Genomic DNA, 23,679 nt, shown 5'->3' with positions numbered 1-23,679 from the left:
GGGTGAGTGAGCGTCGCGCCTATTGAGATCGAACGTACGGAATCGGCCGAGGAGGTCTCTGCGGTCGTCGAACCGGATGTGCCCTGGGTGACCCTCGTGCACAACGATCCGGTCAACCTGATGAGCTACGTGGAGTACGTCTTCCAGTCGTACTTCGGATACTCCAAGGACAAGGCGCACAAGCTGATGCTCGACGTGCACAACAAGGGCCGCGCGGTGGTGTCCAGCGGCACCCGCGAGGAGATGGAGCGCGACGTGCAGGCGATGCACGGCTACGGCCTGTGGGCCACTCTCTCCCAGGACCGCTTCTGATGGCCGGGCACTTCGAGACGCTGCCCGGCGGCGGTGCGGCCGTGGTCCTCGACGACGTCGAGATCTCCATCCTCCGCTCCCTCGCCGTCCAGCTCATGGAGCTGATCGGGCCCGGCGAGGAGCCCGCGCCGGACGCCGACCCGCTGGCCGCGCTCTTCGCCGAGGGGCCGAGCGAGCCGCCGTCCGACCCGGCGCTCAAGCGCCTCTTCCCCGACGCGTACGGGGACGACAGTGAGGAGCTGCGGGCCGCCGCCTCCGACTTCCGCCGCTACACCGAGAACGACCTGCGGGCCCGCAAGCGCGAGGACGCCCTCCTCGTGGTGCGCGCCATGGACTCCCTCTCCACCGACGCGGCGGGCGAGGGCGGCGCGGTCCTCAAGCTGACCCCGGACGAGTCCCGGGCCTGGCTCGGCGCGCTCAACGACCTCCGGCTGACCATAGGCACCCGTCTTGACGTCACGGACGACGAGGAGAGTGAGCGGCTCTACCGGCTGCCGGACTCCGACCCCCGCAAGCCGATGGTGATGGCGTACCTCTGGCTGGGGGCGCTCCAGGAGTCGCTCGTCGCGACGCTGCTGCCGTAGCGCCACCCGCGACAGGTGATGTGTTCGCTCAGCGGACGCTCAAATCCGGATAACGAATGCGTTATCAGAGCGTCCGCTTTGTCGTCTTGCACCCCTTTTTTCCGTCGCTTTTCGTGACGTGCGCCACACGCAACTCAGTCGATCACGCCCCACCCCGTGATAAATCTTCACGACCGCTCGGGGACGCCACCCCTGTTCCCGAGGGCGCTTTGGCCGGCTGACCGCCGGTGGCACTCCATCCATATCCGGGGGGATCAGGAACTGGTCCGCGGCGGACGCACTCGCAGTCGCGCGGATCGGCATGGAGAAAGGCGCACCACCATGACCTCTGTGCAGGTCGACAAGCAGCACGACGGCGACGAGGCCGCGGACTCCGCACCGGGCGAGGGCTACCACCGGGCACTCGGCGCCCGTCAGATCCAGATGATCGCGATCGGCGGCGCCATCGGCACCGGTCTCTTCCTCGGCGCCGGCAAGGGCATCTCCATCGCGGGACCGAGCCTGATCCTCGCGTACGCGATCGCGGGCCTGGTCATCTTCTTCATCATGCGGGCGCTCGGCGAACTCCTCATGTACCGCCCGGTCTCGGGCTCCTTCTCGGAGTACGCACGCGAGTTCATCGGCCCCTTCGCGGGCTTCGTGACCGGCTGGACGTACTGGCTCTTCTGGGTCGTCACCGGCATCACCGAGGTCACCGCCGCGGCCACCTACATGACGTACTGGTGGGACATCCCCCAGTGGCTCTCCGCCCTGGTCTTCACCGTGATCCTCTACGGCGCCAACCTGATCTCCGTGAAGCTCTTCGGTGAGCTGGAGTTCTGGTTCTCCATGGTCAAGGTCACCGCGATCGTCGGCATGATCCTGATCTGCGCCGGCATCCTCACCCTGGGCTTCTCCGACGCCGGCGACACCGCTTCCGTGACCCACCTGTGGGACCTCGGCGGCTTCTTCGCCGGCAAGGACGGCATCGGCTCGACCCTGATGACCCTCCAGATGGTCATGTTCGCCTTCCTCGCCGTCGAGCTGGTCGGCGTCACCGCGGGCGAGTCCAAGGACCCGAAGACGGTCCTGCCGAAGGCGATCAACACCGTGCCGTGGCGCATCGCCGTCTTCTACGTCGGCGCACTGATCATGATCCTGTCGGTGGTGCCCTGGACCGAGTTCCAGCCGGGCGTCTCCCCGTTCGTCGCCGCCTTCGAGAAGATGGGCCTCGGCGTCGGCGCCGCGATCGTCAACTTCGTGGTGCTGACCGCCGCGCTCTCCTCCTGCAACTCCGGCATGTACTCCACCGGCCGCATGCTGCGCGACCTCGCGCTCAACGGCCAGGGCCCGAAGGCCTTCACCAGGCTGACGAGGAGCGGTACCCCGCTGGTCGGCACCACGGTCTCCGCCGCGCTGATGACGGTCGGCGTCTGGATCAACTACCAGTGGCCCGGCGAGGCGTTCGACTACGTCGTCTCCTTCGCCACCATCTCCGGCATGTGGGCCTGGATCGTCATCCTGATCTGCCAGATCCGCTACCGCCTCAAGGCCGACCGGGGCGAGTTGCCCCACTCCTCCTTCAAGGCGCCCGGCGGCATCTGGTTCAGCGTCTTCTCGCTCTCGTTCATCGGCATGGTCCTGGTGACGATGGGCATGGACAAGGACAACCGCGTGGCGCTCTACGGCGCGCCGGTGTGGGGCCTGCTCCTCGCCGTCGCCTATCTGGTCCTCAAGGCCCGCGACCCCGAGGGCGCGGCTTTCGCCAAGCGCTCCTGACCTGCAAGGTCTCAGCATCCGGGCCGTTCTGTACCAGTTGTCGGTACGGAACGGCCCGTCTGCTTATCCTGTCGGCATGCTGACCATCACCCGGGCCCTGTACGACCAGATCGTGGAACACTCCCGCGCGGACCACCCCGACGAGGCCTGCGGCGTGGTCGCCGGCCCGGTCGGCAGCGGCCGCCCCGAGCGGTTCATCCCGATGCTGAACGCCGCCCGCTCGCCCACGTTCTACGAGTTCGACTCCGCGGACCTGCTCAAGCTCTACCGCGACATGGACGACCGGGACGAGGAGCCCGTCATCGTCTACCACTCGCACACCGCGACCGAGGCCTACCCGTCCCGTACGGACATCTCCTACGCGAACGAGCCGCAGGCCCACTACGTCCTCGTCTCCACCGCCGACGCCGACGGCGCCGGCCCCTTCCAGTTCCGCTCCTTCAGCATCGTCGAAGGCGTCGTGACCGAGGAGGACGTGAAGGTCGTCGAGGAGTACGACGCCTGAGAGACTGACCGGGACCAACGGGCGGCAGGGCCCAGGAAGCCGGTGCGAATCCGGCACGGTCCCGCCACTGTGACCGCCTCCTCCGGGAGGCGGAAGCCAGGAACTGGCCTGCCGCCTTCTCAGCACCGATCGGGGACGTGGAAATCCCCGGAGGAGGCACGTTCCGTCATGTCCCGGCCCCGCCGCGCCCAGCTCCGTAGCCCTTGGTCCCGCCGCACCCTCCTGCCCGCCGCCGCCCTGCTCCCGCTGCTCGCCGCCTGCTCGGCCCCCACGGCGCAGACCCCCGCCGCGAAGGCCGCCCCGGGATTCCCGTACACCGTCACCAACTGCGGTGTGAAGACGACCTACCAGGCCCCGCCGAAGCGTGCGGTCACCATGAACCAGCACGTCACCGAGATCATGCTCGCCCTCGGTCTGGAGAAGTCCCTCGTCGGCACCGCCTACCTCGACGACGCGATCCTCCCCGCGTACAAGAAGGCCTACGACTCGGTCCCGGTCCTCGCGAAGGAGTACCCCTCCAAGGAGGCCCTGCTCGCCGCGAACCCCGACTTCGTGTACGGCGGTTACTCCTCCGCCTTCGCCGCCAAGGACGGCCGGAGCCGGGACGACCTCGAGCGCGCGGGCATCGACACCCGGCTCGACACCGAGTACTGCCCCTCCGGTTCGACCTCCGTCGACGACCTCTACCGCGAAGTCCGCGAGACCGGCCGGACCTTCGGCGTCCCCGACCGGGCCGAAGCCTGGATCCGCGAGGCCCGCGCGACCCTCGACGCCACCGGGAAGCGCGTCGGGGGCGTCGAGCCGGTCTCCGTCCTCGTCTACGACAGCGGCGACAAGACCGCGTTCACCGCGGGCGGCAAGGGCATCGGCAACGAGATCATCACCCGCGCCGGCGGCCGGAACGTCTTCGCCGACCTCGACAAGCCCTTCGGCGACGCCACCTGGGAACAGGTCGTGGCCCGCGCGCCCGAGGTCGTCGTCATCTACGACTACGGCTCCACCACCGTCGAACAGAAGAAGAAGCGGCTCCTCGACGACCCGGCCCTGAAGGACGTCCCCGCGATCAGGAACCGCCGCTTCGCCGTCATGCCCCTCTCGGACACGGTCCTCGGCGTCCGCGTCCCCGCGGCCGTCGGCAAGCTGGCCGCCCAGCTCCACCCCGCGCGATGAGCACGGCCGTCCGCGAGGCCGGGACCCCGACGCCCGTCCCGGCCCCGGCCCCCGCCCGCCCCCTCCGGTACGCCCTCGTCGTCACCGGACTCCTCGTCGCCCTGGCCCTCGCCGCGCTCGCCTCACTGGCCCTCGGCTCCGTCCGCATCCCGCCCGGCCAGGTGCTCGACGCCCTCACCGGGCGCGCCGGGCCCTCCCCGTACCGGACGATCGTCCTCGACGTACGGCTGCCCCGGGTCCTGCTCGGCGCGGTCGTCGGCGCCGGGCTCGCCGTCGTCGGCGCCGTCCTCCAGGCCCTCGTCCGCAACCGGCTCGCCGACCCCTTCCTCCTCGGGATCTCCTCCGGCGCCTCCGCCGGCGCCGTCCTCGTCCTGGTCGTGGGCGGGGGAGCGGGCCTCGTCGGCGGGGTGACCACCGCCGTCGCGCTGCCCGCCGGGGCCTTCGCCGGGGCCCTGCTCGCCCTCGTCCTCGTCTACGGGCTCGCCCGAGGCGGCGGCACCATGACCGGCACCCGGCTCGTCCTCGCCGGGGTCGCCGTCTCCTACGTCCTGTCCGCGCTCGCCACCCTGCTCCTGGTCGTCGCCGGACGCCCCGAACAGTTCCAGGAGGCCATGTTCTGGTCCCTCGGCGGCCTCGGCAGCGCCCGCTGGGACACCCTCGCCCTGCCCACCGCCGTCCTCGTCCTCGGCGTCGGCGTCCTCCTCACCCTCGCCCGCCCGCTCGACCTGCTCCTCGTCGGCGAGGAGGGCGCCACCGTGCTGGGCCTGGACACCGCCCGCTTCCGCGCCGCCGTCTTCGTCCTCGCCTCCCTCGTCACCGCCGTCATGGTCGCCGCGAGCGGCGCCGTCGGCTTCGTCGGCCTGATGGCCCCGCACGCCGCCCGGCTCGCGGTCGGCGCCCCGCACCGCCGCCTCCTTCCGGTCGCCGCGCTCGGCGGCGCGCTCGCCCTGGTCCTCGCCGACCTCGCCGCCCGGACCGTCGCCGCACCCCAGGACATCCCGGTCGGCGTCCTCACCGCGCTCACCGGAGGACCGTTCTTCCTCTGGCTGATGCGCCGCCGCCCGGACGGAGCCGGCCCGTGACCGAACTGCGCCTGCACGGGCTCTCGTACGAGGACCGGCTCCGCGCCGCCGACCTGACCGTCCGCCCCGGCGAGACCGTCGGCCTCATCGGCCCCAACGGCAGCGGCAAGACCACCCTCCTGCGCTGTGTCTACGGCACCCTCGTCCCCACCTCCGGCCGCGCCCTCCTCGACGGCGACGACCTCCACGCCATCGGCCCCAAGGCCCGCGCCCGCCGCGTCGCCACCGTCCCGCAGGACAGCGCCACCGAGTTCGAGCTGACCGTCCGCGAGCTGGTCGCCCTCGGCCGCTCCCCGCACAAACGGTTCTGGGAGGGGGACACCGGCGCCGACCGCGAGCGCGCCGGGGCCGCCCTCGCCCGCGTCGGCCTCGCGGAGCTCGCCGACCGCCCGTACCCCACCCTGTCCGGCGGCGAACGCCAACGCGCCCTGGTCGCCCGCGCCCTCGTCCAGGACCCGGCCCTGCTCGTACTCGACGAACCCACCAACCACCTGGACATCCGGCACCAGCTCGACGTCCTCGCCCTCGTCCGGGGCCTGGGCACCACCAACCTGCTCGCGCTGCACGACCTCAACCTCGCGGGGGCGTACTGCGACCGGCTCTACGTCCTGGAGCGCGGCCGGGTGGTCACCGGCGGCACCCCCGCCGAGGTCCTCACCCCGGCCCTCCTGGAGGCCGTCTACGGGGTGGACGCCGAGGTCATCCCGCATCCCAGGACCGGCAGCCCGACCGTCCTCTACCAGCACCGTCCGGCAGATGGTCAGAAACTATCCACCATATGAGATCACATTCCGGAACCCGGACCGGGAATCGATACGATGAGCCCATGGTTTCCCACGACGTGAGCGAAGAGACCCCGGGCACGGTCATGCTCGTCGGCCGCCTGCACGTCGACCTGTGCCGCCTCGCCAGCGCGATCTGTCCTGCCCGCGCTGCGCTCTGAGCGACCGGCCGAGCGCACTTCCGCACGACCCCTCCTCCGCGCGGGGGCCCCAGCAGCGCGCCCATCACGCCACTTCCGACAGGAGCCCACGCCATGGCCATCGAGGTCCGCATCCCGACCATCCTCCGCACCTACACCGACGGCGCCAAGGCCGTCGAGGGCAGCGGCGAGACCCTCGCCAAGCTCTTCACCGACCTGGAGACGCGCCACCCCGGGATCGAGGCCCGCATCGTGGACGACGGCAAGCTCCGCCGCTTCGTCAACGTCTACCTGAACGACGAGGACGTCCGCTTCCTCGACGGCATCGACACCAAGCTCACCGACGGCGACAACGTCACGATCCTGCCGGCCGTCGCCGGCGGCATGGTCTGATCCACATGCGCTACGACTCCTCGCTGGCGGCGGTCGGCAACACGCCGCTGGTCCGCCTCCCCCGGCTCTCGCCCTCGGACGACGTCCGCATCTGGGCGAAGCTGGAGGACCGCAACCCGACCGGCTCGGTCAAGGACCGCCCCGCGCTCCACATGATCGAGCAGGCGGAGAAGGACGGCCGTCTCACCCCCGGCTGCACCATCCTGGAGCCGACCAGCGGCAACACCGGCATCTCCCTCGCCATGGCCGCCAAGCTCAAGGGCTACCGCATCGTCTGCGTCATGCCCGAGAACACCAGCGAGGAGCGCCGCCAGCTGCTCGCCATGTGGGGCGCGGAGATCATCTCGTCCCCCGCGGCGGGCGGCTCCAACACGGCGGTGCGCGTCGCCAAGGAGCTCGCCGCCGAGAACCCGTCCTGGGTGATGCTCTACCAGTACGGCAACCCGCACAACGCCGCCGCCCACTACGCCACCACGGGCCCGGAGATCCTCGCCGACCTGCCCTCCATCACCCACTTCGTGGCCGGCCTCGGCACCACCGGCACCCTCATGGGCGTCGGCCGCTATCTGCGCGAGCAGAAGCCCGACGTCAAGATCGTCGCCGCCGAGCCGCGCTACGACGACCTCGTCTACGGTCTGCGGAACCTCGACGAGGGCTTCGTACCGGAGCTGTACGACGCCTCCGTCCTCACCACCCGCTTCTCCGTCGGCTCCGCCGACGCCGTCACCCGCACCCGCGAACTCCTCCAGCAGGAGGGCATCTTCGCGGGCGTCTCCACGGGCGCGGCCCTGCACGCGGCCATCGGCATGGCCAACAAGGCGGTGAAGGCGGGCGAGAGCGCGGACATCGCCTTCGTCGTCGCCGACGGCGGCTGGAAGTACCTGTCGACCGGCCTCTACACGGCGGCGACCACGGAAGAGGCGATCGCGGCGGTCCAGGGCCAGCTCTGGGCGTAGCCGCCCGTGTGCCCGTAGAACGTCAGCGCGCCAGATGGCGGACCTGGTCCCACACGACCGGGTCCGCCGTTCCCACTCTGCGGCGGAAGTCCGTCACCGGCACCTCCCGCAGCTCGTCCGTCTCCAGGAAGCTCGGCCGCCCCTGCGCGTCGCCCACCGCCCCCGGCGGCAGCGCGATCACCCCGGGCCGCTCGTCGTGGTACTTGCTGGTGATCTTGGCGACCAGCGCCCGGTCCCCGCGCAGCGACAGCACCAGACACGGCCGGTCCTTCGAACCGGGCCCGTCCTCGAACGGCACCTCGGCCCACCAGATCTCCGTCGGCCTCGGCAGCCGCGCCGGAGCCTTCCGCGGCCCCGAAGGCGCGCGCGGGGGACGGCCGGGCGGCCGGGTCCGCCCCGAGGGGCGCCGCCGCTCCGGCCGGCGCGACGAACGCTTCCGTCCGTCGGCGAGCGCCACGACCAGCGCGATCACCACGACCGCGGCCAGCGCGGGCCACCATGACGTGTCCATACCTCAAGACGGTACCGGCGAGCCACCGACGGCGCCGACGCGCCCCGCCATCCATCCGAACCGGTGACAGAGCCCGTGAGTTCGCCCACAACGGGCCACCACGAAGGAGCGACAGGCCCGGGTGCGCCTTACGCTCGACTGACCGCACAGCCTCCCCCTTCCTCAGCGCGCTTTCCGTATCCGTCCACGGAGGTTCACGCTCCATGAAGCTCACCGTCGTCGGCTGCTCCGGGTCGTTCCCGTCCGCGGATTCGGCCTGTTCGAGCTACCTCGTCGAGGCCGACGGCTTCCGGCTGCTCCTCGACATGGGCAACGGCGCCCTCGGCGAGCTGCAGCGGCACATCGGTCTGTACGACCTCGACGCGATCTTCCTCAGCCATCTGCACGCCGACCACTGCATCGACATGTGCGGGTACTTCGTCGCCCGCTACTACCGGCACGACGGCGGGCGCTGCGACGCGATCCCCGTCTACGCGCCGGAGGGCGCCGAGCAGCGGCTGACCACGGCGTACGCGGACACCCCTTCGCCCACCTCGATGAGCGAGGTCTTCGACTTCCACACCCTGAAGTCGGGCGCCTTCGAGATCGGCCCGTTCTCCGTGCGTACGGAGAAGGTGTGCCATCCGGTCGAGGCGTACGGCATCCGCGTCGAGCACGAGGGCCGCTCGCTCACGTACTCCGGGGACACCGGGACCTGCGAGGCGCTGCACGAGCTGGCCGAGGGCACCGACCTCTTCCTCTGCGAGGCCTCCTTCACCCACGGCAAGGAGGACGTCCCGGCTCTCCATCTCAACGGCCGGGAGGCGGGCGCCGAGGCGGCCCGCTCCTCGGTGGGCCGGCTCGTCCTCACCCACATCCCGCCGTGGACCGACGCCGAGCGGAACCTGGCGGACGCGCGCGAGGTGTACGCGGGGCCGTCGGAGCTGGCGCGGCCGGGCGCGGTCTACGAGATCTGAGCTTTCGTACGCGTACGGGGAAGGCCCCGGAACCTTGGGTCCCCCTGCTCCTTCAGAGCTTGGGGGAGGTTCCGGGGCCTTCCCTTCGTACGGGCGGGGGCTCACGCCTTGGTGAGGTCCTCGAGCTCCTCGTCGGACTCGCGGCCCGGCGTCGGGAGGTTGAACTTGGTGATCGCGAAGCGGAAGACCACGTAGTAGATCGCCGCGAAGACGAGACCGATCGGGATGATCAGCCAGGGCTTGGTCGCCAGGTTCCAGTTCAGCAGGTAGTCGATGCCGCCGGCCGAGAAGGTGAAGCCCGCGTGGACACCGAAGGCCCAGGTGACGGCCATGGAGACGGCGGTCAGGACCGCGTGGATCGCGTACAGGACCGGCGCGATGAACATGAAGGTGAACTCGATCGGCTCCGTGATGCCGGTGACGAAGGAGGTCAGCGCGAGGGAGACCATCATGCCCATCACGGCCTTGCGGCGCTCGGGGCGAGCGGCGTGGGCGATGGCGATGGCGGCGGCCGGGAGGCCGAACATCATGATCGGGAAGAAGCCCGACATGAAGATTCCGGCGCTCGGGTCACCGGCGAAGAAGCGGTTGAGGTCACCGTGGACGACCTCGCCGGCGGCGTTGGTGAAGTCACCGATCTGGAACCAGGAGACGGTGTTCACGAACTGGTGCATGCCGACCGGGATCAGCGCGCGGTTGATGAGGCCGAAGAGGCCGGCGCCACCGGCGCCGAGGCCGGTCATCCACTCGCCGAAGCTGGAGATGCCTTCACCGATGGGCTCCCAGACCAGACCGAACACGACACCGACGGCGGTGCCGACGAAGGCCATGATGATCGGGACGAGACGGCGGCCGTTGAAGAAGCCGAGCCAGTCCACCAGCTTGGTGCGGTGGAACTTCTGCCACAGGACGGCGGAGAGCAGACCCATCAGGATGCCGCCGAGGACGCCCGGGTTGTTGAACGTCGCGGCGACGTCGACACCCTTGTTGGCGGTCGTGTTGACGACGGCCTCGGTGATGGGGAAGGCCTTCAGCACGTTGCTGTAGACCAGGAAGCCGACGAGCGCGGCCAGGGCGGTCGAGCCGTCCGCCTTCTTGGCGAAGCCGATGGCGACGCCGATGCAGAAGAGCAGGGGCAGGTTGTCGAAGACGGCGCCACCGGCGGTGGCGAAGACGGAGGCGACCTTGCCCCAGCCGAGACCGTCCGCACCGAAGACGTCGGGCTGGCCGAGACGGAGCAAGATACCCGCGGCCGGCAGAACGGCGATCGGCAGCTGCAGGCTGCGACCGATCTTCTGCAGGCCCTGGAACAGGCCGGATCCGCGCTTCTTCGCGGGAGCGGCGGCCTGGGCGGTGGCCGTACTCATCAACTTCCTCCAGTAAGGCAAGGCGCCGCCAGAGGACAGTGAAAGGGGGGACGGCGACGTCTCGTGGAACGCGGTGGTCTGGACCGCGTGGTCTACACCAATGAGTGGTGTAGACCAGTTGTAGCACGTGAGACTTAGATAAGGAACCTGCGAATTCTGTGCACTCGGCCATAGCTGGAAATGCACGACATAAGGCCCCTGGACCGTCAGGTCCAGGGGCCTTGTGCGGGCCTTACGGGAGGGACGAAAGCCCCGTACCGGTCAGGCCTCGGAGGGTGCGCGCGGGGTCACTTGACGTTCTCCCGCTCCATCTCGTCCCCCACCTCGTCCGGCTCGCGGCCGGGGGTCTGGAAGTTGAACTTGGTGATCGCGAACCGGAAGATCGCGTAGTACACGACCGCGAAGCCGAGACCGATCGGAATGATCAGCCAGGGCTTCGTCGCCAGGTTCCAGTTGATCACGTAGTCGATCAGGCCGGCCGAGAAGCTGAAGCCGTCCTTCACGCCGAGCGCCCAGGTCACCGCCATCGAGGCACCCGTGAGCACCGCGTGGATCGCGAACAGCACCGGCGCGACGAAGAGGAACGAGTACTCCAGCGGCTCCGTGATGCCGGTGACGAGCGAGGTCAGCGCCACCGAGAGCATCAGACCGCCGATCTCCTTGCGGCGGTGCGGCTTCGCGCAGTGGGTGATCGCGAGCGCCGCCGCCGGCAGCGCGAACATCATGATGGGGAAGAAGCCCGTCAGGAACTGGCCGGCGTTCGGGTCGCCCGCCAGGAACATGGGGATGTCGCCGTGGACGGCACTGCCGTCCGGCTTCGTGTACGTGCCGAACTGGAACCAGATGGGCACGTTCAGGAACTGGTGCAGGCCGATGACGAGCAGCGCCCGGTTCGCCACACCGAAGATGCCCGAGCCCCAGGCGTCGAGGCCGACCAGCCAGTCGCTGAAGTTCTCCAGGGCGTCACCGATCGGCGGCCAGATCCACAGGCAGATCGAGGCGAAGCCGATCGCCACGAAGGTCATGATGATCGGGACGAGGCGGCGGCCGTTGAAGAAGCCCAGCCAGTCGACCAGCTTCGTCCGGTGGTAGCGCTGCCACAGGTAGGCGGTGAGCAGGCCCATGACGATGCCGCCGAAGACACCGGGGTTCTGGTACGTGTAGCCCGCGAAGGAGTCGTCGACGCCGAGGCAGCCGCCGCTGATGTCCTTCGTGCCGGTCGGGCAGTCCTTCGGGAACTGCCGCAGCACCGTGTAGTAGACGAGGAAGCCGACGACGGCCGCGAGCGCGGTGGAGCCGTCCGACTTCTTCGCCATGCCGATCGCGACACCGATGCAGAAGAGGATCGGCAGGCCGAGGCTGCCGTCGAGGAGGGCGCCGCCCGCGCCCGCCATCACCTTCGCGACGTTGTCCCAGCCGAGACCTTCCGCGCCGAAGACGTCCGGCTGGCCGAGGCGGTTGATGATGCCGGCGGCCGGCAGGACGGCGATGGGGAGCTGGAGGCTGCGGCCCATCTTCTGCAGGCCCTGGAAGAGTCCGCCCCACATGGACTTCTTCGGCCGCGCCGCGGCGGCGCTGTCCGTACTCATCGGCGTCCTCCCTGCCCGGGGCAAGCCGGGTCCGCGTCTCGTTGCAGACTGGTGTAGACCAGTTGCGATAGGCTCCGGGAACCCGCTGAGGGCAGGCCGCCGGTGATCGTCATCATTCGGCAGAACGGCGGCACTCGCTCGCGAAGTTGGGCCAACCGTGGGTTACCGTGACAAAGCGGACCACAGGTGCGCCGAGATTCGCGTCCTCGCGAACGGAACGGACAGGGAGAGACACATGGCCAGCAAGGCTGAGAAGATCGTCGCCGGGCTCGGCGGCATCAAGAACATCGAAGAGGTCGAAGGCTGCATCACCCGCCTGCGCACCGAGGTCGTGGACCCCGCCCTGGTCGACGAAGCCGCCCTGAAGGCCGCCGGCGCCCACGGCGTCGTCAAGATGGGCACCGCGATCCAGGTCGTCATCGGCACCGACGCCGACCCGATCGCCGCCGACATCGAAGACATGATGTGAGCGACTGACTCACGTCAGCCGACCCACATCGACGAGGGCCCGTTCCGGCAGGGGAACGGGCCCTTCGTCATGTCCGGCACCGGGCCCTCCCCGTGACGGGAACGGGCCCTTCGTCATGTCCGGCACCGGGCCCTCCCCGTGACGGGAACGGGCCCTTCGTCATGTCCGGCACCGGGCCCTCCCCGTGACGGGAACGGGCCCTTCGTCATATCCCGCACCGGGCCCTCCCCGAGACCGGGACGGCCCCTTCCCCGTATCCCGCTAGGCTCGTCCCATGTCTCGTATCGACGGCCGTACCCCCGAACAGCTCCGCCCCGTGACCATCGAGCGCGGATGGAGCAAGCACGCCGAGGGCTCCGTCCTCGTCTCCTTCGGCGACACCAAGGTCTTCTGCACCGCCTCCGTCACCGAAGGCGTCCCGCGCTGGCGCAAGGGCAGCGGCGAGGGCTGGGTCACCGGCGAGTACTCCATGCTCCCGCGCGCCACCAACACCCGCGGCGACCGCGAGTCCGTCCGCGGCAAGATCGGCGGCCGCACCCACGAGATCTCCCGCCTCATCGGCCGCTCGCTGCGCGCGGTCATCGACTACAAGGCGCTCGGCGAGAACACCATCGTCCTCGACTGCGACGTCCTCCAGGCCGACGGCGGCACCCGCACCGCCGCCATCACCGGCGCGTACGTCGCCCTCGCCGACGCGGTCACCTGGGCCCAGGGCAAGAAGCTCGTCAAGGCCGGCCGCAAGCCGCTCACCGGCACCGTCGCCGCCGTCTCCGTCGGCATCGTCGACGGAGTCCCGCTCCTCGACCTCTGTTACGAGGAGGACGTGCGCGCCGACACCGACATGAACGTGGTCTGCACCGGCGACGGCCGCTTCGTCGAGGTCCAGGGCACCGCCGAGGCCGAGCCCTTCGACCGCAAGGAGCTCAACGCCCTCCTCGACCTCGCGTCCGGCGGCTGCGCCGAACTCGCCGAGATCCAGCGCAAGGTGCTCGAAGGAACCCTCTGACGGCCGGCTGCGTCCTGACGGGCGGGCGCACGGGTACGATCCGTGCGCCCGCCCGTTCGCATGTCCGTACGTATCTGGGGAGGACCCGCCTTGAAGCGCCGTCTCGCACTCGCCATGGCCACGGCCGCCGCGCTCACCACCGTCCTGAGCGGCTGCGGAGCCCTCGACACCGCGATGGACTGCGTCAAGACCGCCGACGCGATAGCCACCTCGGTGAGCAACCTCCAGCAGGCGGTCTCCAACGCCTCGAACGACGCCACGCAGATCGAGGAGTCCCTGGACTCCATCTCCACCGAGCTGGGCAACCTCAAGAACACCACGGACAACGCCGACCTCTCCAAGGCGGTCGACGACCTCACCAAGGGCGTCGACTCCGTCCGCACGGCGGTCAAGAACGGCGACACGACCCCGGACATCACCCCGATCACCGACGCGGCCGGCGAGGTCGCCAAGGTCTGCACCCCGGGCTGACCGGACCGGGCCCCGCGGCCCGGATAATCGAGGGCATGACCCGTCTGATCCTCGCCACCCGCAACCCGGGCAAGATCACCGAACTCCACGCGATCCTCGCCGACGCAGGTCTCGACCTGGAACTCGTCGGCGCGGACGCGTACCCGGAGATCCCCGACGTCAAGGAAACCGGCGTCACCTTCGCCGAGAACGCCCTCCTCAAGGCCCACGCCCTGGCCCGGGCCACCGGCCTGCCGGCCGTGGCCGACGACTCCGGCCTCTGCGTCGACGTCCTCAACGGTGCCCCCGGCATCTTCTCCGCCCGCTGGGCCGGCGCCCACGGCGACGACCGCGCCAACCTGAACCTGCTGCTCGCCCAGCTCTCCGACATCGCGGACGAACACCGGGCCGCCCACTTCGCCTGCGCGGCCGCCCTGGCCCTGCCGGACGGCACGGAACGCGTGGTCGAGGGCCGCATGCCGGGCACCCTCCGCCACACCCCGAAGGGCACGAACGGCTTCGGCTACGACCCGATCCTCCAGCCGGACGGCCACGACGTGACCTGCGCGGAACTGACCCCGACGCAGAAGAACGCGATCAGCCACCGGGGCAAGGCCTTCCGGGCGCTGGTGCCGGTGGTGCGGGAGCTGTTGGGCTGAACACGCGAGAAGGGCCGCTCCGTTGGAGCGGCCCTTCCGTCGACGTGCGGCCGGTGGGACTCGAACCCACACGGGCTTTCGCCCACTGGGACCTAAACCCAGCTCGGCTGCCAGTTACGACACGGCCGCGTGCACGCCCATCGTAGTGGCCACCCGCCCGGCCGGGGCGAGCACGTCAGAAGTTCGGTCCCGGCACCCGGCCGTCGTCTCAGCCCTCGACGCCCAGGTCTCGGATGATCTTGGCCACGTGGCCGGTGGCCTTCACGTTGTAGAAGGCGTGTTCGATCTTGCCGTTCTCGTCGACGACGACCGTCGAGCGGATCACGCCCGTCACCGTCTTGCCGTACAGCTTCTTCTCGCCGAAGGCGCCGTACGCCTCCAGGGTCTCCTTCGACGGGTCGCCGACCAGCGTGACCTTGAGGTTCTCCTTCTCGCGGAACTTCGCCAGCTTCTCCGGCTTGTCCGGCGAGACGCCGATGACGTCGTAGCCCGCCGCCGCGAGGACGTCCAGGTTGTCCGTGAAGTCGCAGGCCTGCTTCGTGCACCCGGGGGTGAGCGCGGCCGGGTAGAAGTAGACGATGACCTTGCGGCCCTTGTGGTCCGCGAGGGAGACCTCGTTGCCGTCCGCGTCGGGCAGGGTGAAGGCGGGGGCGGTGTCGCCGGGCTGCAGTCGCTCGCTCATGGCTCTCCTCGGGATGGTTCGCGTACGCATTCAGAGCCTAATGGGGGTCGGGGACAGCCTCATGGCGATCGAGCTGACAGACTGTCCACAACGACCGGATCACGACTACGGAGGCAGCGCGGTGTCGGAGGCCAGGACCCCTGCGCAGATCGAGGCGGACATCGTCCGCCGGCGCGAGCAGCTCGCCGTCACTCTCGACGAGATCGGCATTCGGATGCACCCGAAGACGATCATCGGGGACGCGAAGGCCAAGGTCGCCTCGACGGTCGACCAGACCGCCGGACGCGCCTTCGTCGCCGTCAACCGGGTGGTCTCGGATGTGAAGGCACGTTTCACCCATGAGGACGGCGCCCCCCGCCTGGAGCGCGTGGTGCCGGTGGCCGTCGTGGCCGTGGCGATCGTCGGGCTGCTCGCCGCGTCCTCCCGCAAGAAGAGGGGATGACCCCTTCCTGCCACGGGTGTCCCGCCCGGGCGGGTAGGTTCACCCCGTGAGCGAGAACACGCACGACAAGCTGCCCATCCGGATGCTCCACGACCGGGTCCTGGTCCGCACCGACTCCCCGGAGGGGGAGCGGCGTTCCGGCGGCGGCATCCTGATCCCGGCGACCGCGGCCGTCGGCCGCCGCCTCGCCTGGGCCGAGGTGGTCGCGGTCGGCCAGAACGTCCGCACGGTCGAGATCGGTGACCGGGTCCTGTACGACCCCGAGGACCGTGCCGAGGTCGAGGTGCGGGGCACCGCGTACATCCTGATGCGCGAGCGCGACCTGCACGCGGTGGCCGCCGACCGGTTCCAGGGCACCTCGGACTCCACCGGGCTGTACCTCTGACCCCACGGGCACATGACGCGAGGGCCCTTGGTGACCATGGTCACCAAGGGCCCTCCACCGTTCTTTGCTAGCCTGGAGACACCCGACGAGACGCGCCGTACCGGGATTCCGACAAGACGACGCACCCCTGTTGTTCCGTCTCGCGGAGGTTCGTCGTCATGGCCTGGGTTCTGCTCATCATCGCCGGTCTGCTCGAAGTCGGCTGGTCGATCGGCATGAAGTACACCGAGGGCTTCACCCGTCTCTGGCCCAGCGTGTTCACCGGTATCGGCATCGTCGCGTCCATGGTGCTGCTGTCGCAGGCCGCCAAGACGCTGCCCATCGGTACGGCGTACGGCGTGTGGGTCGGCATCGGCGCGGCCGGTGCGGCGGTGTTCGGCATGGTGGTGCTGGGTGAGCCCGCGACCGCCGCCCGGATCTTCTTCGTCTGTCTGCTGCTCGTCGCCGTCGTGGGGCTCAAGGCGACCTCGGGGCACTGACCCCGGGTGCCGACCCGTGGTCACCGACCCGGATGGCCGTACGAGGGACGGTCATCGGTCATCGACCCGGACGGTCGTATCAGGGGCCGTCCGGGTCGATGACCCGGACGGCCGTACGCGCCCCGGTCGCCCGTCATTGACCCCGTACGGGCGTAGGCGAGGGCAGGGGTCCGCGCGACGCCGCGCCCGGCCCCGCCTCGCCCGTCAGGTACGACTCCGAGGACCCGCCCGGGTCCTGCGGCCCGTCCGGCGTCGGCGGCACCGCCGGCATCGCCTCCGCCCCCGGCATCAGCTGGAGCTCGAAGTCCCGCGGCGCCGTCCCCGCCAGCGCCTCCCGGGTGAACCGGCCCCAGATCTCGGCGGGCGCCCCGCCGCCGTTGATCCGGGGCAGTCCCAGTGCCCCGTACAGCGACTCCTGCCGCCCCGACTCCGGGTCCTGCCCCATCAGCGCGACCACCGTCGCCAGCTCCGGGGTGTAGCCGGCGAACCAGGCGGCCCTGTCGTCCTCCGCCGTGCCCGTCTTGCCCGCCGCGGGCCGCCCGGCGGCCTGCGCGGCCGTTCCGGTGCCCGCTTCCACGACGCTCCGCAGGATCGACGTGGTCGTGTCCGCGGCCTCCCGGCTGACGGCCTGCCGTCCCTCGGCGGCCGGGACCGCCAGCTCCTGGCCGTCCCGGCTGATCCGCCCGACCAGCGTGTACGAGCCGTGCCGGCCGTGCGCGGCGAGCGTCGCGTACGCCGTGGCCATGTCGAGGACGCTGGCCGTGGCCGGCCCGAGCGCGATGGACGGGGAGGCGGTGAGGTCGGGGGTGGAGCCGGGCAGTCCGAGGGCGACCGCGGTGCGCCGTACGTGCCCGGGGCCGACGTCGACCGCCATCTGGGCGTACACCGCGTTCACCGACAGATCGGTGGCCGCGCCGACGGCGATCTCGCCGTAACTCGCGTCGTCCTCGTTGGCGGGGTCGTACGGGCTCCCGCTCCAGCCCTCCACGGGACGCCGGTTGCTGCCGTCGTACACCGTGTACGGGGTGATCGGCTCGCCCCGCTGGGTCTGCGCCCCGCTCTGCACGGCTGCCGTGAAGACGAAGGGCTTGAAGGTGGAACCGACCTGGTAGTCGCGGCGGGTGGCGTTGTTGACGTACTGCTGGGTGTAGTCGACGCCCCCGTACATCGCGAGGACCTCGCCGTCCGCAGGGTCGACGGCCGCCGCGCCGACCCGCACGTTCCGGTCGGCGGGGGAGACCGCCGGGTCGAGCCGGGACATGACCTGCTCCTCGACGGCCCGGACGAGCGCCTCCTGCTTGGCGGGTTCCAGGGTGGTGGTGATCCGGAAGCCGCCGCCGGCGAGGGTCTTCTCGTCGATGATCCCGTGCCCGGTGAGGTACTCCTCGACGGCCTGGACGAGATAGCCGCGCTGCCCGGACAGGCCCGTCGCGGGCCGCGCGGTCTGCGGGGCGGGGAAGCGGACGGCGGCGCGGTCGGCGCGGGTGAGCCAGCCCTCGGTGACCATGCCGTCGAGCACGTAGTTCCAGCGGGCGACGGCCGTGGCGCGGTTCTCGGGGTGGGTGGTGACGTCGTAGGCGCTGGGGGCTTTGAGGAGGGAGGCGAGGTACGCGCCCTCGGCGGTGTCGAGCTGCTCGACGTCCTTGCCGTAGTAGGCGCGGGCGGCGGCCTGGACGCCGTACGCGTTCCGGCCGAAGTAGCTGGTGTTCAGATAGCCCTGGAGGATCTCCTCCTTGCTCTTCTCGCGGCCCAGCTTGATCGCGATGAAGAACTCCTTCGCCTTCCGGGTGAGGGTCTGCTCCTGCCCCAGGTAGTAGTTCTTGACGTACTGCTGGGTGATGGTCGAACCCGACTGGCGGCCCTTGCCGGTGACGGTGTTCCAGGCGGCGCGGAGCATCGCCTTGGGGTCGACGGCGCGCGAGGTGTGGAAGTCGCGGTCCTCGGCGGCGAGGACGGCCTGCCGGAGGGAGAGCGGGACGCGGTCGAGCCGTACGTTCTCGCGGTTGACCTCGCCGTCCCGGGCGAGGGTGGAGCCGTCGCGGTAGAGGTAGACGTTGGACTGGGCGACGGCGGCGGTGTTGGCGGGCGGGATCTCCACGAGGAGGTACCCGGCGGCGAAGGCGCCGAGGAGCAGGAGCGAGCCGAGCAGGAACAGCCCGATGAGGGCCCGGAGGAGGCGCCGGGGACGGGAGCGCTTCGGGGGGCGCTCGGGGGCGCGCCTGGGGTCGGTCTCGGGGGTGCGCCTCGGGTCGCGCTCGGGATCGTGCTTCGGGCCGGGGAGGGAAGGGTCCCTCGGCTCCCAGCCCGGCGTGCGGGATGGCCGGGGGGCGTCGGGGTCGCTCGTACCGGAGGAAGGGGGCATGGCACCTCATATTGCCCGGAATGTGACGAAACTCCCGGACGCGACCCGAAACGGACCCGAAGGTGACGGGAAATCCCCTCGCGGGCGCGGGGACTCCTCGCTAGGGTCGTGCGCTTCGGTGTTTCCCGATGCTTTTCATCGCTTCCCGGTGTTTACCGGCGTTTCCCGGGGTTTTTCAGCTCTCTACGGACGGGGGAGGGGCATGCTGCGGCTGTACGCGACGGTGGCCGCGGGTGGCTTCCGGCGCCATGCCACCTATCGGGTGGCGACGGCGGCGGGCGTCTTCACCAACAGCGTCTTCGGCCTGGTCCTCTCGTACACCTACATCGCCCTCTGGGACGAACGCCCCGCGCTCGGCGGCTACTCGGTGGACGACGCCATCGCGTACGTATGGATCGGACAGGCGCTCATCACCGTCTGCGGACTGATGGGCGGCGGCTTCGAGGAGGAGCTGATCGAGCGCATCAGGACCGGCGACATCGCCGTCGACCTCTACCGCCCGGCCGACCTCCAGGCCTGGTGGTTCTCGGCCAACGCGGGCCGGTCCGCGTACCAGCTGATCGGCCGGGGCGTCCTCCCGATGACGATCGGCTGGCTCGTCTTCCGCTTCGCCCTGCCACCGGGCCCCGGCACCTGGCTCGCCTTCCTGGTGGCCGTGGCGCTGGGCTCCACCGTCAGCTTCGCGATCTGGTACCTGGTGGCGATGAGCGCGTTCTGGCTGCTGGACGGCCAGGGAGTGGCGCAGGTGGCCTGGCTGAGCGGCCTGTTCTTCTCCGGGATGCTGCTCCCGCTGAACGTCTTCCCCGGCGCGCTCGGCGAGATCGCGCGGACACTGCCGTGGGCGTCCCTGCTCCAGGTCCCGGCGGATGTGTACCTGGGGAAGTACCGGGGCTGGGAACTGGCGGGGGCGTACGGCTTCCAGGCGGCGTGGGCGGTCGTCCTGCTCGGCGCGGGCCGGGTGGCGCAGAAGGCGGCGACGCGGAGGGTGGTGGTGCAGGGTGGGTGAGCCGCGCGCTGCGGCCGGGCCCCCGGCGGGCCTCGGCCCCGCCCCCGAATCCGTGAGGGACCCCGCCCCTGAATCCGTGAGGGACGCCGCCCCCGAATCTGTCAGGGATCCCGCCCTCGAATCTCTCAGGGACGCCGCCTTCGAGGCAGGTCGCTTCCCCGACCCTCCGCCCGGCCCCTGGAGCACGTACCGGATGGTGGCGGGCATGTGGATCCGGTCCACGATGGCCTACCGCTCCTCCTTCGCGCTGACCCTGGTCACCAGCTTCTGCGTCACCTTCTTCGACTTCGTCGCGATCCTCCTGATGTTCGGCCAGGTGAAGGGCCTCGGCGGCTTCTCGTTCGCGGAGGTCGCGCTGCTCTACGGGACGGCCGGCACGTCGTTCGGGATCGCGGACCTGACGATGGGCTCGGTGCAGCGGATGGGGAGGCGGGTCCGGGACGGCTCGCTCGACGTCTTCCTGATGCGCCCGGCACCGCTCATGGCCCAGGTCGCGGCGGACAAGTTCGCGCTGCGCCGCTTCGGCCGGGTCCTCCAGGGGCTGGTCGTCCTGGTCTGGGGCCTGCTGCTGCTCGATGTGGCGTGGACGCCGGTGAAGGTGCTGCTGCTGCCGGTGACGGTGGTCTGCGGGGCGGTGATCTTCTCGGCGCTGATGGTGCTGGGCGCGTCGGCGCAGTTCTGGATGCAGGACGCCGCGGAGGTGACCAACTCGTTCACGTACGGCGGGAACACCCTCCTCGGGTACCCGCCGACGGTGTTCGCGCAGGACCTGGTGCGGGGTGTCGTGTACGTCGTACCGCTGGCGTTCGTGAACTGGCTGCCCGCGCTGTACGTGCTCGGCCGGCCCGCACCGGCGGGGGTGCCGGAGGGGGCGGCGTTCGCCGCGCCGCTCGTGGCGGCGGTCTGCTGCGGGGTCGCGGGGATCGCCTGGCGGGCCGGTATCCGTTCGTACCGATCGACAGGGAGCTGACGTCCGCCATGCCGTTCATCGAGCTGGAGTCACTGGAGAAGGTCTTCACGGTCCGCCGGAAGACGGGCCCGTTCCGCCGGGAGAAGCGCGAGGTCAGGGCGGTCGACGGGATCAGCTTCGAGGTCGGGCGCGGCGAGATGGTCGGCTACATCGGCCCGAACGGCGCGGGGAAGTCGACCACCATCAAGATGCTGACCGGCATCCTCACCCCGAGCGGTGGCCGGCTGCGCGTCGCCGGCATCGACCCGGCGCGGGAGCGCACCCGGCTGGCCCAGCGGATCGGGGTGGTCTTCGGCCAGCGGACGACCCTGTGGTGGGACCTGCCGCTGAAGGACTCGTACCGGCTGATGCACCGCATGTACCGCATCCCCGACGCCCGCTACCGGGAGAACCTGGACCGCTGTGTGGAGCTCCTGGAGCTGGGGGAACTCCTCGACGTGCCGGTACGCCAGCTCTCGCTGGGGCAGCGGATGCGCGGCGACATCGCGGCGGCGCTGCTGCACGACCCGGAGGTGCTCTACCTCGACGAGCCGACGATCGGCCTGGACGTGGTGTCGAAGGCGAGGGTGCGGGACTTCTTGCGCGAGCTGAACGCCTCGCGGGGCACGACGGTGCTCCTGACCACCCACGACCTCACGGACATCGAGCAGCTCTGCTCGCGGGTGATGGTGATCGACCACGGGCGGCTGATGTACGACGGGGAGCTGGACGGCCTGCACGAGATGGGGGAGAGCGAACGGCTCCTGGTGGTGGACCTGGAGCGGGAGACGCCCCCGATCGAGGTGCCGGGAGCCCGCTTCGTACGGGCGGAGGGTCCGCGCCAGTGGCTCGCGTTCCCGGCCGCGGCGTCGGCGGCCCCGCTGGTCGCGGCGGTGGCGGCGACGTATCCGCTGCTCGACCTCTCGGTGCGGGAACCCGACATCGAGGCCGTGATCGCGAAGATGTACGGGGGAACTCGGGAGGACCGCCGGGAGTCTCTGACGTAGGAGGTCGAGTCGATGGTGAGTTTCTCGTACACGGCGGCGGACGAGGAGAAGAGCAGGGGCGTCCGCCGGATGAAGACGCTGGCGACGGCGCTGCTGCTGGCCGTGGCAGTGATCTACGCCCTGGCGACGTGGGCGAGGAACGCCGGCTGGGGCGCCTGGACGGGCTACGTCGCGGCGGCGGCCGAGGCGGGCATGGTCGGCGCGCTCGCGGACTGGTTCGCGGTCACGGCGCTCTTCAGACGGCCGCTCGGTCTGCCGATCCCGCACACGGCGATCATCCCGACGAAGAAGAACCAGCTGGGAGCGTCGCTGGGCCAGTTCGTGGGCGAGAACTTCCTCTCCGCCGACGTGGTGAGGGGCCGGCTGCACGCCTTCGGGATCGGCGGCCGGCTCGGCAACTGGCTGGAGGACCCGGCGCACGCGGACCGGGTCACGTCGGAACTCTCCACGGCGCTACGGGGGGCCCTGACGGTCCTGCGGGACTCGGACGTCCAGGCGGTCGTCGGCGAGGCGATCACCCGGCGGGCCGAGGCGGCGGAGATCGCGCCGGGCCTCGGCAAGACCCTGGAGAGGATCGTCGGGGACGGGGCCCACCACCGGGCCGTGGACCTGGTCTGCACACGCGCGCACGACTGGCTGGTCACCCACGGCGAGTCGGTGATGGACGCGGTGCAGGGCGGGGCGCCGGGCTGGACCCCCCGGTTCGTGGACCGCCGGATCGGCGAGCGGGTCTACAAGGAGCTGCTCCGCTTCGTGACGGAGATGCGGGACATGCCGGCCCACCCGGCGCGCGGCGCGATCGACCGCTTCCTCACGGACTTCGCGGCCGACCTGCAGGCGGACACGGACACCAGGGCACGCGTGGAGCGCCTCAAGTCGGACCTCCTGGCCCGCCCGGAGGTCCAGGACATCATCGCCTCGGCCTGGTCCTCGGTCCGCAACCTGATCATCGCGGCGGCCGAGGACGACCGCAGCCAACTCCGCCTCCGCGCCCGCGCCTCCCTGATCTCCCTGGGCAACCGCCTGTCGACGGACACCCGTCTCCAGTCGAAGGTCGAGGGCTGGGCGGAGGACGCGGCGACATACGTCGTCACGACCTACCGCCACGAGATCACGTCCCTGATCACGGACACGGTGGCGGGCTGGGACGCCGACCAGACGTCGAAGAAGATCGAGGCGAACATCGGCCGGGACCTTCAGTTCATCAGGATCAACGGCACGGTGGTGGGCGCGTTGGCGGGGTTGGTGATCTATACGGTGAGCAGGGGGGTGGGGGGCTGAGGGGGTTTGGCCTGGCGCGGGGCGGGCGGTCACGGGCTGAGGGGCCTGGCCTGGCGCGGGGCGGACGGCCACGGGCTGAGGGTTACGCCTTTCCGCGGGTGACGGCCCAGGAGGCGGCGGCCATGCCACCGGCGACGGAGAACACGGCGGGCCAGGCGCCGATCTTCTTGGCGAGCGGGTGGGACCCGGCGAAGGCGGCGACGTAGGCGGTCGTCAGCCCCACGGAAGCCTTGGCCCCACCCACCTGCTGCCACTCCCGCGCGGCCACCCCACCGGCGACGGCGAGCACGACCCCACCGAGCGGCCGCTTCTTGGTCCACCGGGCAACGGCGTATCCACCGACGAGCCCGGCGGCGGCTATGGCGGGGGAGGGGATGCGGGGCATGGCGGGGGCCTT

The 23,679-nt window shown here is 70.6% G+C and carries 27 protein-coding genes, 1 tRNA gene, 1 pseudogene and 2 riboswitches; of the genes and pseudogenes, 22 read left to right on the top strand and 7 right to left on the bottom strand.

All coding sequences use genetic code 11. From position 1 onward, the window contains the following. Positions 1 to 6: 6 nt before the first annotated feature. The 10 genes from clpS to V4Y03_RS12010 all read left to right on the top strand — a co-directional run bounded on the left by clpS (position 7) and on the right by V4Y03_RS12010 (position 7,682). Entirely contained in the window at positions 7 to 312 is a 306-nt protein-coding gene (gene clpS, locus V4Y03_RS12055; protein ID WP_041129438.1) for an ATP-dependent Clp protease adapter ClpS, read from the top strand. Next, entirely contained in the window at positions 312 to 896 is a 585-nt protein-coding gene (locus V4Y03_RS12050) for a DUF2017 domain-containing protein (protein WP_317873758.1), read from the top strand. Before clpS ends, V4Y03_RS12050 begins: the two co-directional genes overlap by 1 nt. A gap of 321 nt (positions 897 to 1,217) precedes the next feature. Further along, positions 1,218 to 2,654 carry an amino acid permease gene (locus V4Y03_RS12045; protein WP_317873757.1) on the top strand — a complete coding sequence of 479 codons (1,437 nt, stop codon included), beginning with the start codon at positions 1,218 to 1,220 and terminating at the stop codon, positions 2,652 to 2,654. 76 nt (positions 2,655 to 2,730) lie between these two features. Beyond that, positions 2,731 to 3,159: a M67 family metallopeptidase gene (locus tag V4Y03_RS12040; protein ID WP_317873756.1), complete on the top strand. Its 429-nt coding sequence runs from the start codon at positions 2,731 to 2,733 to the stop codon at positions 3,157 to 3,159. Between the two features lie 9 nt (positions 3,160 to 3,168). Next, positions 3,169 to 3,285, top strand: a riboswitch (cobalamin riboswitch). A 42-nt stretch (positions 3,286 to 3,327) separates the two neighbouring features. Next, positions 3,328 to 4,329 carry an ABC transporter substrate-binding protein gene (locus V4Y03_RS12035; protein ID WP_332434913.1) on the top strand — a complete coding sequence of 334 codons (1,002 nt, stop codon included), beginning with the start codon at positions 3,328 to 3,330 and terminating at the stop codon, positions 4,327 to 4,329. After that, positions 4,326 to 5,411 (top strand): FecCD family ABC transporter permease, encoded by a 1,086-nt coding sequence (locus tag V4Y03_RS12030; protein ID WP_332434912.1) that lies wholly within the window; start codon positions 4,326 to 4,328, stop codon positions 5,409 to 5,411. The genes V4Y03_RS12035 and V4Y03_RS12030 overlap by 4 nt, the downstream gene beginning before the upstream one ends. Beyond that, complete coding sequence (locus V4Y03_RS12025; protein ID WP_332434911.1) at positions 5,408 to 6,193, top strand: ABC transporter ATP-binding protein; 786 nt, start codon at positions 5,408 to 5,410, stop codon at positions 6,191 to 6,193. Before V4Y03_RS12030 ends, V4Y03_RS12025 begins: the two co-directional genes overlap by 4 nt. Before the next feature lie 44 nt (positions 6,194 to 6,237). Further along, entirely contained in the window at positions 6,238 to 6,354 is a 117-nt protein-coding gene (locus tag V4Y03_RS12020) for a putative leader peptide (protein WP_317873752.1), read from the top strand. Between the two features lie 93 nt (positions 6,355 to 6,447). Next, positions 6,448 to 6,726, top strand: coding sequence for a MoaD/ThiS family protein (locus V4Y03_RS12015; protein ID WP_317873751.1), 279 nt, complete (start codon positions 6,448 to 6,450; stop codon positions 6,724 to 6,726). A gap of 5 nt (positions 6,727 to 6,731) precedes the next feature. Next, positions 6,732 to 7,682, top strand: a complete 951-nt coding sequence (locus V4Y03_RS12010; RefSeq protein ID WP_317873750.1) for a PLP-dependent cysteine synthase family protein — start codon at positions 6,732 to 6,734, stop codon at positions 7,680 to 7,682. 22 nt (positions 7,683 to 7,704) lie between these two features. Here V4Y03_RS12010 and V4Y03_RS12005 read toward each other — a convergent pair whose 3' ends face one another. Further along, on the bottom strand, positions 7,705 to 8,193 hold the full coding sequence (locus tag V4Y03_RS12005) for a type II toxin-antitoxin system PemK/MazF family toxin (RefSeq protein WP_332434910.1): 489 nt from the start codon (positions 8,191 to 8,193) through the stop codon (positions 7,705 to 7,707). Positions 8,194 to 8,396: 203 nt separating this feature from the next. Here V4Y03_RS12005 and V4Y03_RS12000 point away from each other — a divergent pair, with 203 nt between their 5' ends. Further along, positions 8,397 to 9,149, top strand: coding sequence for an MBL fold metallo-hydrolase (locus V4Y03_RS12000; protein ID WP_317873748.1), 753 nt, complete (start codon positions 8,397 to 8,399; stop codon positions 9,147 to 9,149). A gap of 101 nt (positions 9,150 to 9,250) precedes the next feature. On the opposite strand, the gene V4Y03_RS11995 is transcribed toward V4Y03_RS12000, so the two are convergent. Beyond that, positions 9,251 to 10,516, bottom strand: a complete 1,266-nt coding sequence (locus tag V4Y03_RS11995; protein WP_332434909.1) for a PTS transporter subunit EIIC — start codon at positions 10,514 to 10,516, stop codon at positions 9,251 to 9,253. Positions 10,517 to 10,803: 287 nt separating this feature from the next. Next, the gene (locus V4Y03_RS11990) at positions 10,804 to 12,105 is read right to left on the bottom strand and encodes a PTS transporter subunit EIIC (RefSeq protein ID WP_332434908.1); all 1,302 of its coding nucleotides are present in this window, start codon (positions 12,103 to 12,105) and stop codon (positions 10,804 to 10,806) included. A gap of 235 nt (positions 12,106 to 12,340) precedes the next feature. On the opposite strand from V4Y03_RS11990, the gene V4Y03_RS11985 reads away from it, so the two are divergent. The 4 genes from V4Y03_RS11985 (at position 12,341) to rdgB (ending at position 14,689) form a co-directional block, all read left to right on the top strand. Continuing rightward, positions 12,341 to 12,574, top strand: coding sequence for a PTS glucose/sucrose transporter subunit IIB (locus V4Y03_RS11985; RefSeq protein ID WP_317873745.1), 234 nt, complete (start codon positions 12,341 to 12,343; stop codon positions 12,572 to 12,574). A 274-nt stretch (positions 12,575 to 12,848) separates the two neighbouring features. Continuing rightward, positions 12,849 to 13,580, top strand: coding sequence for a ribonuclease PH (gene rph / locus V4Y03_RS11980; protein ID WP_317873744.1), 732 nt, complete (start codon positions 12,849 to 12,851; stop codon positions 13,578 to 13,580). Between the two features lie 60 nt (positions 13,581 to 13,640). After that, positions 13,641 to 14,051 (top strand): hypothetical protein, encoded by a 411-nt coding sequence (locus V4Y03_RS11975; RefSeq protein ID WP_442809534.1) that lies wholly within the window; start codon positions 13,641 to 13,643, stop codon positions 14,049 to 14,051. A gap of 35 nt (positions 14,052 to 14,086) precedes the next feature. After that, entirely contained in the window at positions 14,087 to 14,689 is a 603-nt protein-coding gene (gene rdgB, locus V4Y03_RS11970; protein ID WP_317873743.1) for an RdgB/HAM1 family non-canonical purine NTP pyrophosphatase, read from the top strand. A gap of 45 nt (positions 14,690 to 14,734) precedes the next feature. Here rdgB and V4Y03_RS11965 read toward each other — a convergent pair. Further along, positions 14,735 to 14,818 (bottom strand) — tRNA-Leu (locus V4Y03_RS11965). Between the two features lie 79 nt (positions 14,819 to 14,897). Continuing rightward, positions 14,898 to 15,371 (bottom strand): thioredoxin-dependent thiol peroxidase, encoded by a 474-nt coding sequence (gene bcp / locus V4Y03_RS11960; RefSeq protein ID WP_317873742.1) that lies wholly within the window; start codon positions 15,369 to 15,371, stop codon positions 14,898 to 14,900. 121 nt (positions 15,372 to 15,492) lie between these two features. Between bcp and V4Y03_RS11955 the strand changes: the two genes are divergently transcribed. From V4Y03_RS11955 to V4Y03_RS11945, 3 genes are all read left to right on the top strand, one after another. Beyond that, a complete protein-coding gene (locus tag V4Y03_RS11955) occupies positions 15,493 to 15,813 on the top strand; it encodes a DUF3618 domain-containing protein (RefSeq protein ID WP_332434907.1) in 321 nt (106 codons plus the stop codon). A 46-nt stretch (positions 15,814 to 15,859) separates the two neighbouring features. After that, positions 15,860 to 16,198, top strand: a complete 339-nt coding sequence (locus tag V4Y03_RS11950; RefSeq protein WP_317873740.1) for a GroES family chaperonin — start codon at positions 15,860 to 15,862, stop codon at positions 16,196 to 16,198. 56 nt (positions 16,199 to 16,254) lie between these two features. Beyond that, a riboswitch (guanidine-III (ykkC-III) riboswitch) is annotated at positions 16,255 to 16,324 on the top strand. 32 nt (positions 16,325 to 16,356) lie between these two features. Beyond that, the gene (locus V4Y03_RS11945) at positions 16,357 to 16,677 is read left to right on the top strand and encodes a DMT family transporter (RefSeq protein ID WP_056558352.1); all 321 of its coding nucleotides are present in this window, start codon (positions 16,357 to 16,359) and stop codon (positions 16,675 to 16,677) included. A 133-nt stretch (positions 16,678 to 16,810) separates the two neighbouring features. On the opposite strand, the gene V4Y03_RS11940 is transcribed toward V4Y03_RS11945, so the two are convergent. Next, positions 16,811 to 19,039: a transglycosylase domain-containing protein gene (locus V4Y03_RS11940; RefSeq protein ID WP_332434906.1), complete on the bottom strand. Its 2,229-nt coding sequence runs from the start codon at positions 19,037 to 19,039 to the stop codon at positions 16,811 to 16,813. A gap of 205 nt (positions 19,040 to 19,244) precedes the next feature. Here V4Y03_RS11940 and V4Y03_RS11935 point away from each other — a divergent pair, with 205 nt between their 5' ends. The 4 genes and pseudogenes from V4Y03_RS11935 to V4Y03_RS11920 all read left to right on the top strand — a co-directional run. Then, positions 19,245 to 20,045 carry an ABC transporter permease gene (locus V4Y03_RS11935; RefSeq protein WP_332437161.1) on the top strand — a complete coding sequence of 267 codons (801 nt, stop codon included), beginning with the start codon at positions 19,245 to 19,247 and terminating at the stop codon, positions 20,043 to 20,045. 193 nt (positions 20,046 to 20,238) lie between these two features. Continuing rightward, on the top strand, positions 20,239 to 21,015 hold the full coding sequence (locus tag V4Y03_RS11930; protein ID WP_332434905.1) for an ABC transporter permease: 777 nt from the start codon (positions 20,239 to 20,241) through the stop codon (positions 21,013 to 21,015). Between the two features lie 8 nt (positions 21,016 to 21,023). After that, positions 21,024 to 22,001, top strand: coding sequence for an ABC transporter ATP-binding protein (locus V4Y03_RS11925; protein ID WP_332434904.1), 978 nt, complete (start codon positions 21,024 to 21,026; stop codon positions 21,999 to 22,001). Positions 22,002 to 22,013: 12 nt separating this feature from the next. Continuing rightward, positions 22,014 to 23,282: pseudogene (locus tag V4Y03_RS11920) on the top strand (DUF445 domain-containing protein); the annotation flags it as partial. An 82-nt stretch (positions 23,283 to 23,364) separates the two neighbouring features. Here V4Y03_RS11920 and V4Y03_RS11915 read toward each other — a convergent pair. Next, positions 23,365 to 23,667, bottom strand: coding sequence for a hypothetical protein (locus tag V4Y03_RS11915; protein WP_317873736.1), 303 nt, complete (start codon positions 23,665 to 23,667; stop codon positions 23,365 to 23,367). Between the last annotated feature and the right edge of the window lie 12 nt (positions 23,668 to 23,679).

Origin of the sequence: Streptomyces sp. P9-A4, assembly GCF_036634195.1 — a bacterium.
Lineage (GTDB): Bacteria > Actinomycetota > Actinomycetes > Streptomycetales > Streptomycetaceae > Streptomyces.
This window is presented reverse-complemented; position numbering and strand designations above follow the sequence as displayed.

Bases quoted from the DNA above. Each gene is read 5' to 3' on its own strand.
- V4Y03_RS12050 (WP_317873758.1), top strand. From the start codon at position 312: ATGGCCGGGCACTTCGAGACGCTGCCCGGCGGCGGTGCGGCCGTGGTC.
- V4Y03_RS12045 (WP_317873757.1), top strand. From the start codon at position 1,218: ATGACCTCTGTGCAGGTCGACAAGCAGCACGACGGCGACGAGGCCGCG.
- V4Y03_RS12040 (WP_317873756.1), top strand. From the start codon at position 2,731: ATGCTGACCATCACCCGGGCCCTGTACGACCAGATCGTGGAACACTCC.
- V4Y03_RS12035 (WP_332434913.1), top strand. From the start codon at position 3,328: ATGTCCCGGCCCCGCCGCGCCCAGCTCCGTAGCCCTTGGTCCCGCCGC.
- V4Y03_RS12030 (WP_332434912.1), top strand. From the start codon at position 4,326: ATGAGCACGGCCGTCCGCGAGGCCGGGACCCCGACGCCCGTCCCGGCC.
- V4Y03_RS12020 (WP_317873752.1), top strand. From the start codon at position 6,238: ATGGTTTCCCACGACGTGAGCGAAGAGACCCCGGGCACGGTCATGCTC.
- V4Y03_RS12015 (WP_317873751.1), top strand. From the start codon at position 6,448: ATGGCCATCGAGGTCCGCATCCCGACCATCCTCCGCACCTACACCGAC.
- V4Y03_RS12010 (WP_317873750.1), top strand. From the start codon at position 6,732: ATGCGCTACGACTCCTCGCTGGCGGCGGTCGGCAACACGCCGCTGGTC.
- V4Y03_RS12005 (WP_332434910.1), bottom strand. From the start codon at position 8,193: ATGGACACGTCATGGTGGCCCGCGCTGGCCGCGGTCGTGGTGATCGCG.
- V4Y03_RS12000 (WP_317873748.1), top strand. From the start codon at position 8,397: ATGAAGCTCACCGTCGTCGGCTGCTCCGGGTCGTTCCCGTCCGCGGAT.
- V4Y03_RS11995 (WP_332434909.1), bottom strand. From the start codon at position 10,516: ATGAGTACGGCCACCGCCCAGGCCGCCGCTCCCGCGAAGAAGCGCGGA.
- V4Y03_RS11990 (WP_332434908.1), bottom strand. From the start codon at position 12,105: ATGAGTACGGACAGCGCCGCCGCGGCGCGGCCGAAGAAGTCCATGTGG.
- V4Y03_RS11985 (WP_317873745.1), top strand. From the start codon at position 12,341: ATGGCCAGCAAGGCTGAGAAGATCGTCGCCGGGCTCGGCGGCATCAAG.
- rph (WP_317873744.1), top strand. From the start codon at position 12,849: ATGTCTCGTATCGACGGCCGTACCCCCGAACAGCTCCGCCCCGTGACC.
- V4Y03_RS11975 (WP_442809534.1), top strand. From the start codon at position 13,641: ATGTCCGTACGTATCTGGGGAGGACCCGCCTTGAAGCGCCGTCTCGCA.
- rdgB (WP_317873743.1), top strand. From the start codon at position 14,087: ATGACCCGTCTGATCCTCGCCACCCGCAACCCGGGCAAGATCACCGAA.
- bcp (WP_317873742.1), bottom strand. From the start codon at position 15,371: ATGAGCGAGCGACTGCAGCCCGGCGACACCGCCCCCGCCTTCACCCTG.
- V4Y03_RS11945 (WP_056558352.1), top strand. From the start codon at position 16,357: ATGGCCTGGGTTCTGCTCATCATCGCCGGTCTGCTCGAAGTCGGCTGG.
- V4Y03_RS11940 (WP_332434906.1), bottom strand. From the start codon at position 19,039: ATGCCCCCTTCCTCCGGTACGAGCGACCCCGACGCCCCCCGGCCATCC.
- V4Y03_RS11930 (WP_332434905.1), top strand. From the start codon at position 20,239: ATGGTGGCGGGCATGTGGATCCGGTCCACGATGGCCTACCGCTCCTCC.
- V4Y03_RS11925 (WP_332434904.1), top strand. From the start codon at position 21,024: ATGCCGTTCATCGAGCTGGAGTCACTGGAGAAGGTCTTCACGGTCCGC.
- V4Y03_RS11915 (WP_317873736.1), bottom strand. From the start codon at position 23,667: ATGCCCCGCATCCCCTCCCCCGCCATAGCCGCCGCCGGGCTCGTCGGT.